Annotated in this window: 15 protein-coding genes; 8 read left to right on the forward strand and 7 right to left on the reverse strand. The window is 52.5% G+C overall.

Annotated features, from left to right (window positions below; translation table 11 throughout):
* Window positions 1-131: 131 nt before the first annotated feature.
* The 5 genes from yidA to dnaA all read right to left on the reverse strand — a co-directional run bounded on the left by yidA (window position 132) and on the right by dnaA (window position 7376).
* Window positions 132-944 (reverse strand): sugar-phosphatase, encoded by an 813-nt coding sequence (yidA, locus tag FOB24_RS01450; protein WP_038635719.1) that lies wholly within the window; start codon window positions 942-944, stop codon window positions 132-134.
* Window positions 945-1153: 209 nt separating this feature from the next.
* Window positions 1154-3568 carry a DNA topoisomerase (ATP-hydrolyzing) subunit B gene (gene gyrB, locus FOB24_RS01455; protein ID WP_006687741.1) on the reverse strand — a complete coding sequence of 805 codons (2415 nt, stop codon included), beginning with the start codon at window positions 3566-3568 and terminating at the stop codon, window positions 1154-1156.
* Window positions 3569-3596: 28 nt separating this feature from the next.
* Window positions 3597-4670 (reverse strand): DNA replication/repair protein RecF, encoded by a 1074-nt coding sequence (gene recF / locus FOB24_RS01460; RefSeq protein WP_069323651.1) that lies wholly within the window; start codon window positions 4668-4670, stop codon window positions 3597-3599.
* Window positions 4671-4867: 197 nt separating this feature from the next.
* Window positions 4868-5968, reverse strand: coding sequence for a DNA polymerase III subunit beta (gene dnaN / locus FOB24_RS01465; RefSeq protein ID WP_005121477.1), 1101 nt, complete (start codon window positions 5966-5968; stop codon window positions 4868-4870).
* Window positions 5969-5972: 4 nt separating this feature from the next.
* Window positions 5973-7376 (reverse strand): chromosomal replication initiator protein DnaA, encoded by a 1404-nt coding sequence (gene dnaA, locus FOB24_RS01470; protein ID WP_003827078.1) that lies wholly within the window; start codon window positions 7374-7376, stop codon window positions 5973-5975.
* Between the two features lie 296 nt (window positions 7377-7672).
* Between dnaA and FOB24_RS24675 the strand changes: the two genes are divergently transcribed.
* From FOB24_RS24675 to mnmE, 6 genes are all read left to right on the forward strand, one after another.
* On the forward strand, window positions 7673-7753 hold the full coding sequence (locus FOB24_RS24675) for a hypothetical protein (RefSeq protein WP_420867109.1): 81 nt from the start codon (window positions 7673-7675) through the stop codon (window positions 7751-7753).
* 228 nt (window positions 7754-7981) lie between these two features.
* Window positions 7982-8122, forward strand: coding sequence for a 50S ribosomal protein L34 (gene rpmH, locus FOB24_RS01475; protein ID WP_003023858.1), 141 nt, complete (start codon window positions 7982-7984; stop codon window positions 8120-8122).
* Window positions 8123-8139: 17 nt separating this feature from the next.
* Window positions 8140-8499 (forward strand): ribonuclease P protein component, encoded by a 360-nt coding sequence (gene rnpA / locus FOB24_RS01480; protein ID WP_003844432.1) that lies wholly within the window; start codon window positions 8140-8142, stop codon window positions 8497-8499.
* Window positions 8463-8720: a membrane protein insertion efficiency factor YidD gene (yidD, locus tag FOB24_RS01485; RefSeq protein ID WP_003023846.1), complete on the forward strand. Its 258-nt coding sequence runs from the start codon at window positions 8463-8465 to the stop codon at window positions 8718-8720. The genes rnpA and yidD overlap by 37 nt, the downstream gene beginning before the upstream one ends.
* Window positions 8721-8722: 2 nt before the next feature.
* On the forward strand, window positions 8723-10369 hold the full coding sequence (gene yidC, locus FOB24_RS01490; RefSeq protein ID WP_006687746.1) for a membrane protein insertase YidC: 1647 nt from the start codon (window positions 8723-8725) through the stop codon (window positions 10367-10369).
* 105 nt (window positions 10370-10474) lie between these two features.
* The gene (gene mnmE / locus FOB24_RS01495; protein WP_150344445.1) at window positions 10475-11839 is read left to right on the forward strand and encodes a tRNA uridine-5-carboxymethylaminomethyl(34) synthesis GTPase MnmE; all 1365 of its coding nucleotides are present in this window, start codon (window positions 10475-10477) and stop codon (window positions 11837-11839) included.
* Between the two features lie 68 nt (window positions 11840-11907).
* Here the strand turns inward: mnmE and FOB24_RS24370 are convergent, their stop codons facing one another.
* The gene (locus FOB24_RS24370; protein ID WP_223851227.1) at window positions 11908-12675 is read right to left on the reverse strand and encodes a hypothetical protein; all 768 of its coding nucleotides are present in this window, start codon (window positions 12673-12675) and stop codon (window positions 11908-11910) included.
* Window positions 12662-14713 (reverse strand): lipase family protein, encoded by a 2052-nt coding sequence (locus FOB24_RS01505; protein ID WP_150344446.1) that lies wholly within the window; start codon window positions 14711-14713, stop codon window positions 12662-12664. Before FOB24_RS01505 ends, FOB24_RS24370 begins: the two co-directional genes overlap by 14 nt.
* Window positions 14714-14897: 184 nt before the next feature.
* On the opposite strand from FOB24_RS01505, the gene FOB24_RS01510 reads away from it, so the two are divergent.
* Together FOB24_RS01510 and yidZ are read left to right on the forward strand one after the other, a co-directional pair.
* Window positions 14898-16079, forward strand: coding sequence for an MFS transporter (locus FOB24_RS01510; protein WP_085049154.1), 1182 nt, complete (start codon window positions 14898-14900; stop codon window positions 16077-16079).
* Entirely contained in the window at window positions 16048-17007 is a 960-nt protein-coding gene (yidZ, locus tag FOB24_RS01515; protein WP_038635741.1) for an HTH-type transcriptional regulator YidZ, read from the forward strand. Before FOB24_RS01510 ends, yidZ begins: the two co-directional genes overlap by 32 nt.
* Window positions 17008-17148 lie beyond the last annotated feature (141 nt).

Raw genomic sequence — 17148 nt, forward strand, 5'->3', positions numbered from 1 at the left:
AAGGTGGGAGAGTATAGAAGTTGCGTACTAAATGGGGGGATTAATGTGCGGTTTCACATCTGATAATACAAACGTGATTTTTATAACATTCTTAATGTTTTATGCCTGGCCGAAGCCAGGCATAACGCACATCAGGAGAGGACGTACTTCTCAATGGCCCAGGCAACACCGTCTTCCAGATTAGATTTCGTCACAAAGTTGGCGATCTCTTTCACCGTTGGAATGGCGTTATCCATCGCAACGCCCACGCCGGCGTATTCAATCATCGCGATGTCGTTTTCCTGATCGCCAATCGCCATAACCTCTTCGGCTTTGATTCCCAACGCATCGGCCAGCGATTTTACGCCAGTCCCTTTGTTGACGCGTTTATCAAGGATTTCGAGGAAGTACGGCGCACTTTTCAGCACGGTGTACTTTTCTTTCACTTCCGCCGGAATGCGCGAGATGGCCTTGTCGAGGATCTCCGGCTCATCAATCATCATCACTTTCAGGAACTGGGTCGCCGGATCCATTTTTTCAGCCTCACAGAACACCAGCGGAATCGTCGCGACAAACGATTCATGCACCGTGTAATAACTGATATCACGGTTAGCGGTATACAACGTGTTGCGATCGAGCGCGTGGAAATGCGAGCCAACTTCCCGGGAGAGTTGCTCCAGATAGCGATAATCATCATAGCTCAGCGCGGTTTGCGCCACAGTACTGCCATCGCCCGCTTTCTGCACCAGCGCACCGTTGTAGGTAATGCAGTAGTCACCGGGTTGTTCCATGTGCAGTTCTTTCAGATAGCTGTGAACGCCGGCATACGGGCGTCCCGTGGTCAGCACTACGTTCACGCCACGCGCGCGTGCCGCGGCAATTGCCGTTTTGACTGCAGGTGAAATGGTGTGATCGGGCAGCAGAAGTGTGCCATCCATGTCGATAGCAATAAGTTTGATAGCCATGAGTTCCCCGGATTAAATGAGTCCGCCCTCATGCTAACGCGATTCCGCTCAAAAAACAGCTACGAAAAGGAGGATAGAAAGGGGAATCAAGATTCCCCTTTTGTAGGTCGGTTGTCGTTTGTAGGCCTGATAAGCAACGCGCCATCAGGCACAATACAACATCTTGCCGGATGGCAGCGTAAACCGCCTTATCCGGCCTACAGATTGGCTTAGATATCGATGTTCGCCGCTTTCAGGGCGTTTTCTTCGATAAATGCGCGGCGTGGTTCGACGGCATCGCCCATCAGGGTGGTGAACAGTTGGTCAGCGGCAATCGCATCCTTCACAGTAACGCGCAACATGCGACGGCTTTCCGGATCCATGGTGGTTTCCCACAGCTGTTCCGGGTTCATCTCGCCCAGACCTTTATAACGCTGGATAGCGAGACCGCGACGAGACTCTTTCTGCAGCCATTCCAGCGCCTGCTCAAAGCTGGCCACCGGCTGGCGACGCTCGCCACGTTCGATAAACGCATCGTCTTCGATCAGCCCGCGCAGCTTCTCACCGAGCGTGCAAATACGATGGTACTCGCCACCGGTCACAAACTCGTGATCCAGCACATAGTCGGTATCCACACCGTGAGTACGTACGCGTACAATCGGCTCAAACAGATTCTGCTCTGCGTTATGGTGAACATCAAACTTCCACAGGCTACCGTGCTGTTCTTTTTCGTTCAGCTCGGTAATCAGCGCGTTAACCCAACGGGTAACGTTCTGTTCGTTCGCCAAATCAGCTTCCGGCAGCGTCGGTTGATAAACCAGCTCTTTCAGCAGCGCTTTTGGGAAACGACGTTCCATACGGCCAATCATTTTCTGCGTCGCGTTGTATTCAGAAACCAGTTTCTCTAACGACTCACCTGAAAGGGCAGGCGCACTGGCGTTGGTGTGCAGCGTTGCGCCATCCAGAGCGATAGAAATTTGGTACTGATCCATCGCTTCGTCATCTTTAATGTACTGTTCCTGCTTGCCTTTCTTCACTTTGTACAGCGGCGGCTGCGCAATGTAAACGTGGCCGCGTTCAACGATTTCCGGCATCTGACGATAGAAGAAGGTCAACAGCAGCGTACGGATATGCGAACCGTCGACGTCCGCATCGGTCATGATGATGATGCTGTGATAACGCAGTTTGTCCGGGTTGTACTCGTCACGACCAATGCCGCAGCCGAGCGCGGTAATCAGTGTCGCCACTTCCTGAGAGGAGAGCATTTTGTCGAAACGCGCTTTCTCGACGTTGAGGATTTTACCCTTCAGCGGCAGAATCGCCTGGTTTTTACGGTTACGCCCCTGCTTCGCAGAACCGCCCGCGGAGTCCCCTTCCACAAGGTACAGTTCGGACAGCGCCGGGTCACGTTCCTGACAGTCCGCCAGCTTGCCCGGCAGACCGGCTAAGTCCAGCGCGCCTTTACGACGGGTCATTTCACGCGCGCGACGTGCTGCTTCACGGGCACGGGCCGCATCGATAATCTTGCCGACGACGATTTTCGCGTCAGACGGGTTTTCCAGCAGGTATTCGCTCAGCAGTTCGTTCATCTGCTGTTCAACCGCCGATTTCACCTCAGAGGAGACCAGTTTGTCTTTGGTCTGCGAGGAGAATTTCGGGTCCGGCACTTTCACGGAAACCACCGCAATCAGGCCTTCACGGGCATCGTCACCGGTAGCGCTGACTTTGGCTTTTTTGCTGTAGCCTTCTTTGTCCATGTAGGCGTTCAGGGTACGGGTCATCGCCGCGCGGAAGCCTGCAAGGTGAGTCCCGCCGTCACGCTGCGGAATGTTGTTGGTGAAGCAGTAGATATTTTCCTGGAAGCCGTCGTTCCACTGCAGCGCAACTTCAACGCCGATACCGTCTTTTTCGGTGGAGAAGTAGAAGATATTCGGGTGGATCGGCGTTTTGTTTTTGTTGAGATATTCAACAAACGCCTTGATGCCGCCTTCGTAGTGGAAATGATCTTCTTTGCCGTCGCGCTTATCGCGCAGACGAATAGAGACGCCAGAGTTCAGGAATGACAGCTCGCGCAGACGCTTCGCCAGAATGTCGTATTCGAACTCGGTTACGTTAGTGAAGGTTTCATGGCTTGGCCAGAAACGGACCTGAGTACCCGTTACTTCCGTTTCGCCTGTTACCGCCAGCGGCGCCTGCGGCACACCATGCACGTAAGTTTGCTGATGCACTTTGCCTTCACGACGAATCACCAGCTCCAGTTTCTGCGACAGGGCGTTAACGACGGAGACACCTACGCCGTGCAAACCACCGGAAACTTTATAGGAGTTATCATCGAATTTACCGCCTGCGTGCAGAACAGTCATGATAACTTCCGCCGCCGAAACGCCCTCTTCCGGGTGAATACCGGTTGGGATACCACGGCCATCATCGGTAACAGACACGGAGTTGTCCGCGTGAATCGTTACCACGATATCTTTACAGTGACCCGCGAGCGCTTCGTCGATAGCGTTATCTACCACCTCGAATACCATGTGGTGCAGACCGGTGCCGTCATCCGTGTCGCCGATATACATACCCGGGCGCTTACGCACCGCATCCAGCCCTTTCAGGACTTTGATACTGGAGGAGTCATAAGAATTCGACATCAACGTTTCTCGCTCATTTTATCTTGGGTTAATCCGTTATTTTACCCTTTTCCACGGTAAACATCTTCGAATTTTCATCGGACATGTCTATAACGTGTTCAGCGCTGATTGCGCTGACAAAGACCTGAGATTGCGTGGCTTTTAAGCGGCTGGCCAGCAGCCCGCGACGCGCATCATCCAGTTCAGAGGCAAAATCATCTATCAGGTACAGGCAGCGCCGTCCGCTTTCACGGGTCAGGAACTCCCCTTGCGCCAGACGTAAGGCGCACATTAGCAGTTTTAGCTGCCCACGCGACAACGTGTCTTCTACCGGCGCACCGTCGGCACGAATGCGGAAATCCGCCTTATGCGGGCCGTGTGCGGTGTAGGTCAACATGCGATCGCGTTCAAAACTGCGTTCCAGCACCTCGGCATAATCTGTCTCCTTCTCCCAACCACGCTGGAAAGAGAACGAGAGAGAAAACTCGGGAAGAAACTGCTGGCAGGTATCCGCCATATCCTGCGCGATACCCGCGCTGTACTCCGCGCGCCAGGTGCTGATTTGTTCCGCCAGCGGAATAAGTTCTCTATCCCACGGGCGCAGTTGCTCATAACGACTCACCTGGCGCAGTGCCGCATTGCGCTGCTTGAGCAGTCGCTTCAGGTTGCTCCAGGCGGTGAAAAATCCGGCTTCATTGTGAAAGCATCCCCAGTCAAGAAATGCTCTTCTGTATTTGGGGCCGCCGTTGAGTAAAGTAAACCCCTCTGGCGTGATCAGCTGCATCGGCATCAGGTGCGCCAGTTCAGCGACCTTGTGCCCGTCAGTGCCGTCAATGCGCACTTTGCTGTCGCCCAGTTTGTCTTTCGTCAGACCAATCGATGTCTCGCGCTCTTCTCCCTGCAATCGTCCGTGTAAAACAAACGACTCCTGCTCGTGGCGAATCACGCGGCCAATCTGCAAACTGCGAAACGCCCGGCCATGGCCGAGCGTATAGATGGCTTCCAGCACACTGGTTTTGCCGCTGCCGTTCGCGCCAACCAGGAAGTTAAAGCCGGGGGATAAAGCGAGATCCGCATTTTCAATATTGCGGAAATCTTTGATTAGCAGTCGGGATAGCGACATATCAACTCATAACCAGGGCGTTATCGTCGCAGTTAGTCTGGTTACGGCCAGCGCACAGCAACCGGAGCGTACTGAAGTACGTGAGGATTGCTCGCTGCGCTCGCCCTTCGGGCCGTCCATAGGACGTCCAAAATACTTCGTATTTTGTGCGAGCACTGCCCGGAGCCAGAATAACAAGTAAGATAGCCCGATATTCTTTACAAGCGCATAGGCATGACGACATAGGCTGCGGATTGGCTGGCCGCATCTTCAATCTGTACGCTCGATACGGAATCGGTCAGCAAAATACGCACGTTCTCGCACTTCAGCGCGTTCAGAACGTCAAGCACGTAGCTCACGTTAAAACCGATTTCCAGTTCTGTACCAGGATAGGAGACATCCAGAATTTCTTCTGCTTCTTCCTGCTCCGGGTTGTTGGCGGTGATTTTGAGCTGATTTTCGCTGACATACAGACGCACGCCGCGGAATTTCTCGTTAGAAAGAATTGCCGCACGGGCAAACGCCTGTTTGAGGATATCGCAACCGGCTTCCAGATGTTTGTCCGGATTCTTCGGCAATACGCGGCGATAATCCGGGAAACGGCCATCAACCAGCTTGGAGGTGAAGATGAAATCGCCCACGTGCGCACGAATGTTGTTGCTGCCAATCTGCACGCGCAGCGGGTTGTCACCGCCGTCGAGCATACGCATCAGTTCAATCACGCCTTTACGCGGTACGATCACCGAATGGCTGGGCAACGGCTGACCGACAGGCATTGAACAAACCGCCAGACGGTGACCGTCGGTCGCCACGGTACGCAGCTCTTCCCCTTCGGTTTCAAACAGCATGCCGTTTAAGTAGTAACGCACGTCCTGATGCGCCATCGAAAACTGCGTGGCTTCAATCAGGCGCTTCATCGTGGCCTGCGGCAGGGTGAATTCGACTTCGCTCTGCCAGTCATCCAGATTAGGGAAGTCGGCGGCAGGCAGCGTGGACAGCGAGAAACGGCTGCGACCAGAGCGTACCAGCATGCGGTCGCCTTCCAGTTGAACGGCAATTTCCGCGCCTTCCGGCAATCCGCGGCAAATGTCGAAGAATTTACGCGCCGGAACGGTAGTAGCACCAGGTTCATGAGGCTGGATCAACGCCACGCGCGCCACCATCTCCATTTCGAGATCGGTACCAGTCAGAGAAAGCGCACCGTCAGCGACCTGCAGCAGCAGGTTTCCGAGGATCGGCAGTGTAGGACGTCCACCCAGCGGGCCGCTGACCTGCTGAAGCGGTTTTAATAAATGTTCACGTTCAACGGTAAATTTCATAGCGTCACGAAGATAATGTTCTGATTAAATTGGAGAAATCTTCTTTAATATCATGGCTTTCTTCACGCAACTGCTCAATCTTGCGGCAGGCATGAAGCACGGTAGTATGGTCACGCCCACCAAACGCGTCGCCAATTTCCGGCAGACTGTGGTTAGTGAGCTCTTTTGCCAGCGCCATCGCCATCTGGCGCGGACGAGCTACCGAGCGAGATCGACGCTTTGACAGCAGATCCGCAATTTTGATTTTGTAATACTCCGCCACCGTCTTCTGAATATTGTCGATGGTGACCAACTTTTCCTGCAAAGCCAGCAGATCGCGCAGCGCTTCGCGCACGAAATCGATGGTAATCGCCCGGCCGGTAAAATTGGCGTTGGCGATCACGCGGTTCAGTGCGCCTTCCAGTTCACGCACGTTAGAGCGTAGACGCTTGGCAATAAAGAACGCCACTTCACCCGGCAGACGAATGTCGTTTTCGTCAGCTTTTTTCATCAGGATCGCCACGCGGGTTTCCAGCTCAGGCGGTTCGATCGCAACAGTCAGCCCCCAGCCAAAGCGGGATTTCAGTCGATCTTCAACGCCATTGATCTCCTTCGGATAACGATCCGACGTCAGGATGATCTGCTGATTACCTTCCAGCAGGGCGTTGAAGGTGTGGAAGAATTCTTCCTGCGAGCGCTCTTTGTTGGCAAAGAACTGGATGTCATCGATCAGCAGCGCGTCGACGGAGCGGTAGTAGCGTTTAAACTCTTCGATCGCATTGTTTTGCAGAGCTTTAACCATGTCCTGCACAAAACGCTCGGAGTGCATATACACCACTTTCGCGTTCGGTTTACGCGCCATAATGCCGTTACCGACAGCATGCAACAGGTGGGTTTTACCCAGACCCGTACCACCATAAAGGAATAACGGATTGTAGGCGCCGCCAGGGTTGTCCGCCACCTGACGTGCCGCCGCGCGCGCCAGTTGGTTAGATTTACCTTCAACGAAATTATCAAACGTATGTTTGACGTTGACGTTAGAGCGATAGGTAGGTTCTGCCGGAGCCGGGACGTTGTCCCAGCCTGGACGCGCCGCCGGAGCAGCACGTTGCGGTTGTACTTGTTGCGCCACATGGGCAGGCGCGACAACGTTGTTCACCGGCGTCTTCAGCGTTTGCGTGACGGGTTTAGTTCCGACCTCAAAACGCAGCTGTGGGGCATCCGCTCCGCAGAAGTTATTTAGTAATCCATTAATATTATTAAGGTATTTGTCCCTTACCCAATCGAGCACAAAACGGTTTGGCGCATACAAAGCCAGCGTGTTATCGCTCAGTTCCGCCTGCAACGGGCGTATCCACATACTGAATTCTGTGGCTGGTAACTCATCCTGCAATCGGGCAAGACACTGCTGCCAAAGCGAAAGTGACACGGCGGACTCCACTCGAACAAAAGTCGATAAATGACAAAGGCTGAAACATTCATGATTGTTGACGCACATCGACAAGACCCTATGCAAAGGGTGACGTGCGAATTGCTATCTGCAATTTTACCCGATCAGGATCCATTGAAACGATCGGGACCGCGGATCATAGCGTAAACTGAGAAAGAGATCTTCTGTTTCTCACAGATTCTTCCCGATTTATCCACAGGATGATCCAGAATCGGCTAAGTGTAAACGATCCTGGAGAAGTGCTGCAGGTTTTAGCGCGCATATTGAAAAAATTAATGAGTAAAGATGCTTTACTGCTTAAACGATCTAATAAAGATCCCGGGCGATCCTTGCGCTTTATCCACCAGCCCGTATAATTCTTACCCCCAGCGAGTAACGGTCGCCTTACGGCGTCAACGCTGCCTGTTTTTCACACAAAACCTTGTGGAAAAAAGCGGGAAATAAGGAAAGAGAATTGACTCCGGAGTGTACAATTATTACAATCCGGCCTCTTTAATCACCCACACTGTGGCGTAAGTCGTTCGAAACTCGTTCGGGTATACGCAAAAGTCAGTGAATTTATTCAAGTTTAGGTAGAAATCGCCATGAAACGCACTTTTCAACCGTCTGTACTGAAGCGCAACCGTTCTCACGGCTTCCGTGCTCGTATGGCTAATAAAAATGGTCGTCAGGTTCTGGCACGTCGTCGTGCTAAAGGCCGTTCTCGTCTGACCGTTTCTAAGTAATAAAAGCTAGCCCCTGAGTGGTTAAGCTCGCATTTCCCAGGGAGTTACGTTTGTTAACTCCCACTCATTTCACATTCGTCTTCCAGCAGCCACAACGGGCTGGCACGCCGCAAATCACCATCCTCGGCCGCCTGAATTCGCTGGGGCATCCCCGTATCGGTCTTACCGTCGCCAAGAAAAATGTTAAACGTGCGCATGAACGCAATCGGATTAAACGTCTGACGCGTGAAAGCTTCCGTTTACGTCAGCACGAACTTCCCGCAATGGATTTCGTGGTGGTGGCGAAAAAAGGGGTTGCTGACCTCGATAACCGTGCTCTCTCGGAAGCGTTGGAAAAATTATGGCGTCGCCATTGTCGCCTGGCTCGCGGGTCCTGATAGCCCTCATTCGGGTCTATCAACGCCTGATCAGTCCGCTGCTTGGGCCGCATTGCCGTTTCACTCCAACCTGTTCGAGCTACGGAATTGAGGCATTGCGCAGGTTTGGAGTGATAAAAGGCAGTTGGTTGACGGTGAAACGCGTATTAAAATGCCACCCTTTACACCCTGGTGGTGACGATCCCGTCCCGCCCGGACCATTTGATACCAGAGAACACTAACGATGGATTCGCAACGCAATCTTTTAGTCATCGCTTTGCTGTTCGTGTCTTTCATGATCTGGCAAGCCTGGGAGCAGGATAAAAACCCGCAACCTCAGGCCCAACAGACCACGCAGACAACGACCACCGCAGCGGGTAGCGCCGCAGACCAGGGCGTACCGGCCAGTGGCCAGGGGAAACTGATTACGGTTAAGACTGACGTGCTTGATCTGACCATCAACACCCGTGGTGGTGATGTGGAACAGGCTTCGCTGCCAGCTTACCCGAAAGAACTTGGTTCTACCGAACCGTTCCAGTTACTGGAAACCACGCCACAGTTCATCTACCAGGCACAGAGTGGCCTGACAGGTCGTGACGGCCCGGATAACCCGGCTAACGGCCCACGTCCGCTGTACAACGTCGAAAAAGACGCATTTGTACTGGCAGACGGTCAGAACGAACTGCAGATCCCGATGACCTATACTGACGCAGCGGGTAACACGTTCACTAAAACGTTTGTCCTCAAGCGTGGTGAATATGCTGTCAACGTTAACTACAGCGTGCAGAACGCCGGCGAGAAACCGCTGGAAATCTCCACCTTTGGTCAGCTGAAGCAATCCATCAATCTGCCATCTCATCGCGACACCGGTAGCAGCAACTTTGCGCTGCACACCTTCCGTGGCGCGGCGTACTCCACGCCGGATGAGAAGTATGAGAAATACAAATTCGACACCATTGCTGAAAACGAAAACCTGAACGTCAACGCTAAAGACGGTTGGGTCGCAATGCTGCAACAGTATTTCGCAACGGCATGGGTTCCGCGTAACGACGGCACCAACAACTTCTACACCGCTAACCTGGGTAACGGCATTGCCGCTATCGGCTATAAATCTCAGCCGGTACTGGTACAGCCAGGCCAGACTGGCGCGATGACCAGCACCCTGTGGGTCGGCCCGGAAATTCAGGACAAAATGGCGGCCGTTGCACCGCACCTGGATCTGACCGTGGATTACGGCTGGTTGTGGTTCATCTCTCAGCCGCTGTTTAAACTGCTGAAGTGGATCCATAGCTTCCTGGGTAACTGGGGCTTCTCCATCATCGTTATCACCTTTATCGTTCGTGGCATCATGTACCCGCTGACCAAAGCGCAGTACACCTCCATGGCGAAGATGCGTATGCTGCAGCCGAAGATTCAGGCTATGCGTGAGCGTCTGGGCGATGACAAACAGCGTCAGAGCCAGGAAATGATGGCCCTGTACAAAGCTGAGAAGGTTAACCCGCTGGGCGGCTGCTTCCCGCTGATCATCCAGATGCCAATCTTCCTGGCGTTGTACTACATGCTGATGGGCTCCATTGAACTGCGTCATGCGCCGTTCGCGCTGTGGATCCATGACCTGTCTGCACAGGACCCGTACTACATTCTGCCGATCCTGATGGGCGTGACGATGTTCTTCATTCAGAAGATGTCTCCGACCACCGTGACCGACCCGATGCAGCAGAAGATCATGACCTTTATGCCGGTCATCTTCACCGTGTTCTTCCTGTGGTTCCCGTCAGGTCTGGTGCTGTACTATATCGTCAGCAACCTGGTAACCATTATTCAGCAGCAGCTGATTTACCGTGGTCTGGAGAAGCGTGGGCTGCATAGCCGCGAGAAGAAAAACTCCTGATTCGGTGTAGGCCGGATTAGGCGAAACCGCCATCCGGCAAACGGAACATAACGTAAAGGGCGGTCATTAGACCGCCTTTTTTATTGCATCACAAAGAGACATATCATGAGCCATAACGACACCATCGTCGCTCAGGCCACCCCTCCGGGACGTGGTGGCGTGGGTATCCTGCGTATCTCCGGCCTGAAAGCGCGCGAGGTCGCAGAAACCGTGCTGGGCAAACTGCCAAAACCGCGTTATGCCGATTATCTGCCGTTTAAAGACACGGATGGCAGCGCGCTGGATCAAGGCATTGCCCTGTGGTTTCCCGGCCCAAACTCCTTTACCGGTGAAGACGTTTTAGAGCTGCAGGGTCACGGCGGTCCGGTGATTCTCGATCTGCTGCTCAAACGTATTTTGACCATTCCCGGGCTGCGCATTGCCAGACCCGGTGAATTCTCCGAGCGCGCATTTCTCAATGATAAGCTCGATTTAGCCCAGGCCGAGGCGATTGCCGACCTGATCGATGCCAGCTCGGAGCAAGCGGCTCGCTCGGCGCTGAACTCGTTGCAGGGCGCTTTTTCCGCACGGGTAAATCATCTTGTGGAAGCGCTCACTCACCTGCGCATCTACGTGGAAGCGGCGATTGATTTCCCGGATGAAGAAATCGACTTCCTGTCTGACGGCAAGATTGAAGCGCAGCTCAATAGCGTTATCAGCGATCTTGATGCCGTACGTGCCGAAGCGCGTCAGGGCAGCCTGCTGCGCGAAGGGATGAAGGTAGTGATTGCTGGTCGCCCGAACGCCGGGAAATCAAGCCTGCTGAACGCGCTGGCAGGCCGCGAAGCCGCCATTGTCACCGACATCGCCGGCACCACCCGCGACGTACTGCGTGAGCATATCCATATCGACGGTATGCCGCTGCACATCATCGACACCGCCGGTCTGCGCGACGCTAACGATGAAGTGGAACGCATTGGGATCGAACGCGCATGGCAAGAAATCGAACAGGCCGATCGCGTACTGTTTATGGTTGATGGCACCACCACCGACGCTACCGACCCGGCGGAGATCTGGCCGGACTTTATTGCCCGTCTGCCCGCCAAATTGCCTATTACCGTGGTGCGTAACAAAGCGGATATTACCGGTGAAACGCTGGGTCTTAGCGAAGTAAATGGCCACTCACTGGTTCGTCTCTCCGCACGTACCGGGGAAGGCGTAGACGTGCTGCGCAACCATCTCAAGCAGAGCATGGGCTTTGAAACCAATATGGAAGGCGGCTTCCTGGCGCGTCGTCGTCACCTACAGGCGCTGGCAGAAGCGGCGGAGCATCTCGAGCAGGGCAAAGCCCAACTGCTCGGAGCATGGGCCGGAGAATTGCTGGCAGAGGAGCTACGTCTGGCTCAGCAAAACCTCAGTGAGATTACCGGTGAATTTACCTCCGACGATCTGTTGGGACGGATTTTCTCCAGCTTCTGTATTGGTAAGTAATTCTTCAGAGATTGGCCATTAATGAAAAATCCCGCCAGCACATCCTCTGGCGGGAACTACATAAATCATCATTTCATCGACAGCAATTTTTCATAGCTGGGATAAATATGCGGGATCTTTTCACTACTGCCATCGGGATAAGTTGCCGTAAGTTTGCCTGGAGCATCTGGAGGTGTCAATGTAACAACTTTATCGAAATGAATGACTGGCTCAATAAGGATGTTTTGAGTATTCCTAAGCCGAAAACGCCTTCGCCATTTTTCTGGGCCGGTATTTCCACCAAATAATTTCAATGTTGTTTGATTAAATAAATGGCTAATAAATACTTCAGGGAAATAATCCGTTTTTAAGTCAAGATCTCCACTGACCTCTTTTGCTCTCCCTGTCCCATACCCATCACTGAGGCCATAATCTCCAAAATCAAAGATATAACTGGTCTCAATGACTTCTTTTCCTTTCACCAGTAGAATATTATCCGCAATCCTGAAACTTACTCTCAGTGAATTTAGCTGCCACTGGCACGGCCCGCCACCATCAATGGCAATACTGGTCTGCCACAGCCCCCCCATACCCTGCCGGACGAAAGGCTGCGTAAAACCGTTGTATCCCCGCACAGGATAAGATTCAAAGCTGGAGTTATAGCTTTTATCCATACACTTTTCAGAGCGGTAAAGAATCTGCATCGGCATTAGAGTGATGCCCTCTGGCATCCGGAATGACACGCTGACACGTCGGGCATTATCAGGAGGGGAAAGTGTCTGATCTGTGTTATCTCCGCAACCGTAAAGTGGTGCGATAGTTAACATAATAACGGTAGTTATCTTAAAATAATTCAACGCTTTCCTCCGTCACCGCCGCGAAACGGGTCAGGGCATTGCGGCCAATTTCATCAGACTCCGTGAGTTGCAGGGCTATCGGCAGTAAATCCTGAAGCATCAGAAATTCACGGTTACGCTGGATCTCATCCGGCTGCCCGTTACTGGATGCACTTTTCTCAACCTCATCGCGAAAGCGCATCCGCATTTCTTTTCTTCTCATCTTCAGCTCCGGATTTGCCAGTTCAAGCAGTTGATTATGGATGTAGGGCAAATAGCGGTGCGCCATCGAATGGTTTTGCGGGTCCGTACCTAAACCGTTCAGCGTTGGATTGGTATTTTTCGGAAAGGTCTTTGTCAGAGCATGCGGTGCGAGGCACTGGATGAACGTTTCCTGATGCTTACCGCTAGATTTCAGACATTCATCATTCAGAGAAGGAACCAGATATAGTTTCACCCCCACAAAATGGCGCGTGTAGATCTGTCCATCAAGTAGAGTTTTGTGGTTCGGGCTGGCAACCCGCATTGAACACTGCTCAGCTAGGAAAAAAACCACCGTTTTACCGTGATGCCAGTAAGGATCTTTTTTATCTACAAGTCCCACAGACTGATACGCCAGATCCCGCACAGCCCCCCCAAGACCGGCAGCCGTCGTCAGTGACCAGTCAAACCCCAACTTATCTCCCAGCAGTCCCCATTTATTATAAAAAGCGTTATCCAAATCAGCATCCGGGGGGATTTGCGTGATTGAGTCATTGTCGTTGACGTGCCGGTAATGGGTAATACTGCCCAGAAAAGATATAGCCGCTCGGGTAAATGTACGCGGCATTCCGTAGGTATACAGTATGGGATGACTGACTTTCATCTCGGCAGCATAAAGTAATGCCAAAGCTCCCCCCAAGCTGTGACCACAAATAAATAGCGTCTTCGTTCCTTGCTCTAAAGCCCGATTAACCGCATTCAAATTATCCTCAAATTTCCTGTCGGCTAGCTCATAAGCCTCCAGAAATCCTCCATGAATATTTCCCGCCCCGGCCAGTTCCGGCAAACAACGTTTTGGTGCAAATGATAAATCAGTTAGCACATTCAACAGGCTATCAGTCCCGCACCATGCAACCAGCACATGCATGCCACATTCCACCGTAAAGAGCCGGGTGTCCCCCTCCGGTTGATCACTATCTTTCGTGCTCAGATACACTGGTGGGCGATAGCGGTCATGAAAAGGAACATCGACCGCCAGCGTGTGGTACCAGGAAGGAAATTCAGCAAACTGAGGAATGCATGATAGATCCTGACACTTATTCCGGAAGAAATGGTTGATAGTTTTATTATCTTTTTCTGCCGCATAAACCAGGTCAGCCATAATGCCGAGATTCAAAGCGTTGGCGAGGTCATAGTCTTTTGTGTCGTGCAATGCCAATACCCATGCCCGAAATGGACAGATTTCAATAATGTGTCTTTTTTCCAACAGCTCACAGGGGATCTCCGTCCCCTTCAAGGAGCGATTCGGTGGGAAATGGAATTCCGGAGGCTCCGGTTCATCCCAGCCTTCAATCAACGGCAGGCGGTCGCATAACTTCCCGATAGTGACATAGTGATACACATGATTAGCCGCTTCTGTTATTTCCTGTACATTCGATCGCCAGCTATTGTCACGGGTGTCCGACCAGAACATATTTCTACTCTCTGGATGGCTATTAGGATTACGCCTAACGCCCAGTGGCCGCTGTGTCATCTCTTCAGCCAGTTGCTGCCCATCCGCCTTAACGTCGACAGTTATCCAGTAAAGATCATCAAACCGAACCAATCCTTGATTGTCGGTAACGCCCGCCGGAGGGTTGGGGGGAGGCGTTGGGCTGTAGCTGTTTTCATGCTGATGCCACACTGATGATGTCAGCGGACGATATTCCAGCCTGACATTAAGTCCGCATACAGGAGTGTTGTTCTCATCGACGAACTGCAGTTCAAGCCAGTATTTATGCTGCTCTCCACGACAGTAAACAATTTTTCCTTTCGGGTTTATATTCGTAACACAAGTATTATCACCAATAATTTCCACACCAATACCTTTTACTTTGTGTGGTTATGTTTAATTCATTTTATCTCGCACATTTCTTAATCAATATAAATACATTCCGAATTAATAATGCTTTCCTCACAGGAAAACACTGTTGTCCAAATGGCAACTCGTGCAGTTGACTCTCTGCCCGTATCCTAAGCGCCACATTCCTTATGAGGTCGCTATGACACGCTTTCTAATCTGCAGTTTTGCCCTGGTTCTACTTTATCCCGCCGGTATTGATATGTATCTGGTGGGGCTGCCCCGTATTGCGGCCGATCTACAGGCCAGCGAGGCGCAACTGCATATCGCGTTTTCGGTTTATCTGGCGGGAATGGCGACGGCGATGCTTTTCGCCGGAAAAGTCGCCGACCAGTCAGGACGTAAACCGGTCGCCATAGTCGGCGCCCTCATCTTTATTTTCGCCTCTGCGCTGTGTTCATTTGCCGAGAGCGGTACACCGTTCCTGGTCGGCCGTTTTATTCAGGGCGTGGGCGCAGGCTGCTGCTATGTGGTGGCCTTCGCTATTCTGCGCGATACGCTCGACGATCGCCGCCGGGCAAAAGTGCTGTCGCTGTTGAACGGAATCACCTGTATCGTACCAGTACTGGCTCCGGTGATGGGGCATCTGATTATGCTCAAATACCCGTGGCAAAGCCTGTTCTACACGATGATCGGTATGGGTGTGGTTGTATGCTTGCTGTCGGTATTTATCCTGCGAGAATCACGCCCAGCGACCCTCACGGCGTCTATACCAAAGAACCACGCCAACGAGTCTTTGGTGAACCGTTTTTTCTTAAGCCGTCTGGCCATTACCACTCTCAGCGTGTCGGTGATCCTAACCTTCGTGAATACCTCTCCGGTGTTGCTAATGGAAGTGATGGGCTTCGACCGTGGTGAGTATGCCACGACGATGGCCATGACCGCAGGTATCAGTATGGCGGTCTCTTTCTCGACGCCGTTCGCCCTCAGCGTATTCAAGCCTCGCGTTCTGATGCTGACCTCTCAGGTGCTGTTTCTGTCTGCAGGCGTGGTGTTAACCCTCGCCAGTTCGCATATGGTGACGCTGTTTGGGCTGACCTTAATCTGCGCCGGGTTCTCGGTTGGTTTTGGTGTCGCCATGAGTCAGGCGCTGGGGCCGTTCTCGCTGCGGGCAGGGGTTGCCAGCTCGGCGTTAGGTATTGCGCAGGTTTGTGGCTCATCGTTATGGATTTGGCTGGCAGCGGTCCTCGGCCTTGATGCGCTGAATATGCTGATCGGGATTCTGATTGGCTGTAGCATAGTGAGTATCATGCTGATTATCACTGTTGCCCCCAACCGGTCCGCGCCAACTCATGAAGAAATCCCTCAGCAGTCTCGATCTTAATTTGTTGCTGTGCCTGCAGTTATTGATGCAGGAACGCAGCGTTACCAAAACCGCCAAACGGATGAACGTCACGCCGTCGGCGGTCAGTAAGTCGCTGTCGAAACTGCGGACCTGGTTTGACGACCCGTTGTTTGTAAACACCCCGCTGGGACTTACGCCGACGCCGTTAATGGTCAGCATGGAGCAGAATCTGGCAGAGTGGATGCAGATGAGCAATCAATTGCTGGATAAGCCGCACCATGAGGCTCCGCGCGGGTTGAAGTTTGATCTGGTGGCCGAAACGCCGCTGGTAATGATCATGTTCAACGCCCTCTCCCGGCAGATCTATCAGCGTTATCCCCAGGCGACAATCAAAATACGCAACTGGGACTATGATTCGCTGGATGCGATTATTCGCGGCGAGGTGGATATCGGCTTCACCGGTCGCGAAAGCCATCCGCGTTCGCGAGAACTGCTGAGCCTACTGCCGTTGTCGATCGACCATGAAGTGCTGTTTTCCGATCTCCCTTGCGTCTGGCTACGTGAAGATCATCCGGCATTGCAGGAAGAGTGGAGTCTGGACACATTTCTGCGCTATCCCCACATCAGTATTAGCTGGGAGCAAAGCGATACCTGGGCGCTGGACGATGTGCTTCAGGAGATGGGGCGCACACGCAATATCGCGTTATGCCTGCCAGGTTTTGAGCAGTCGCTGTTTATGGCCGCACAGCCGGATCATGCGCTGATAGCCACCGCGCCGGTCTATTGTCAGCGTTATAACCAACTCCACCAGCTTCCGCTAGTGGCGCGTCCTATGCCATTTGATGCTGCACAGTTAGAGAAAATGCGCGTACCGTTCACTCTCCTTTGGCATAAACGTAACAGCCATAATCCGAAGATCGTCTGGCTGAAAGACACGATCAAGGCGTTGTATCGCGATATGTCCTGACGATCCGCCGCCAGAGTGTTGCTTAAATGACCATTCTGGCAACAGAAATGTAAATGTCGCGTAATGTATTCCATTTCCGTTTATTTTTTAGCCTGTAAAACCTGCCTGAACGCCGTGTAAATGTTACTCTGGTAATAATAA

Origin of the sequence: Citrobacter werkmanii (assembly GCF_008693645.1) — a bacterium.
In the GTDB taxonomy this organism is placed as follows: Bacteria; Pseudomonadota; Gammaproteobacteria; order Enterobacterales; family Enterobacteriaceae; genus Citrobacter; species Citrobacter werkmanii.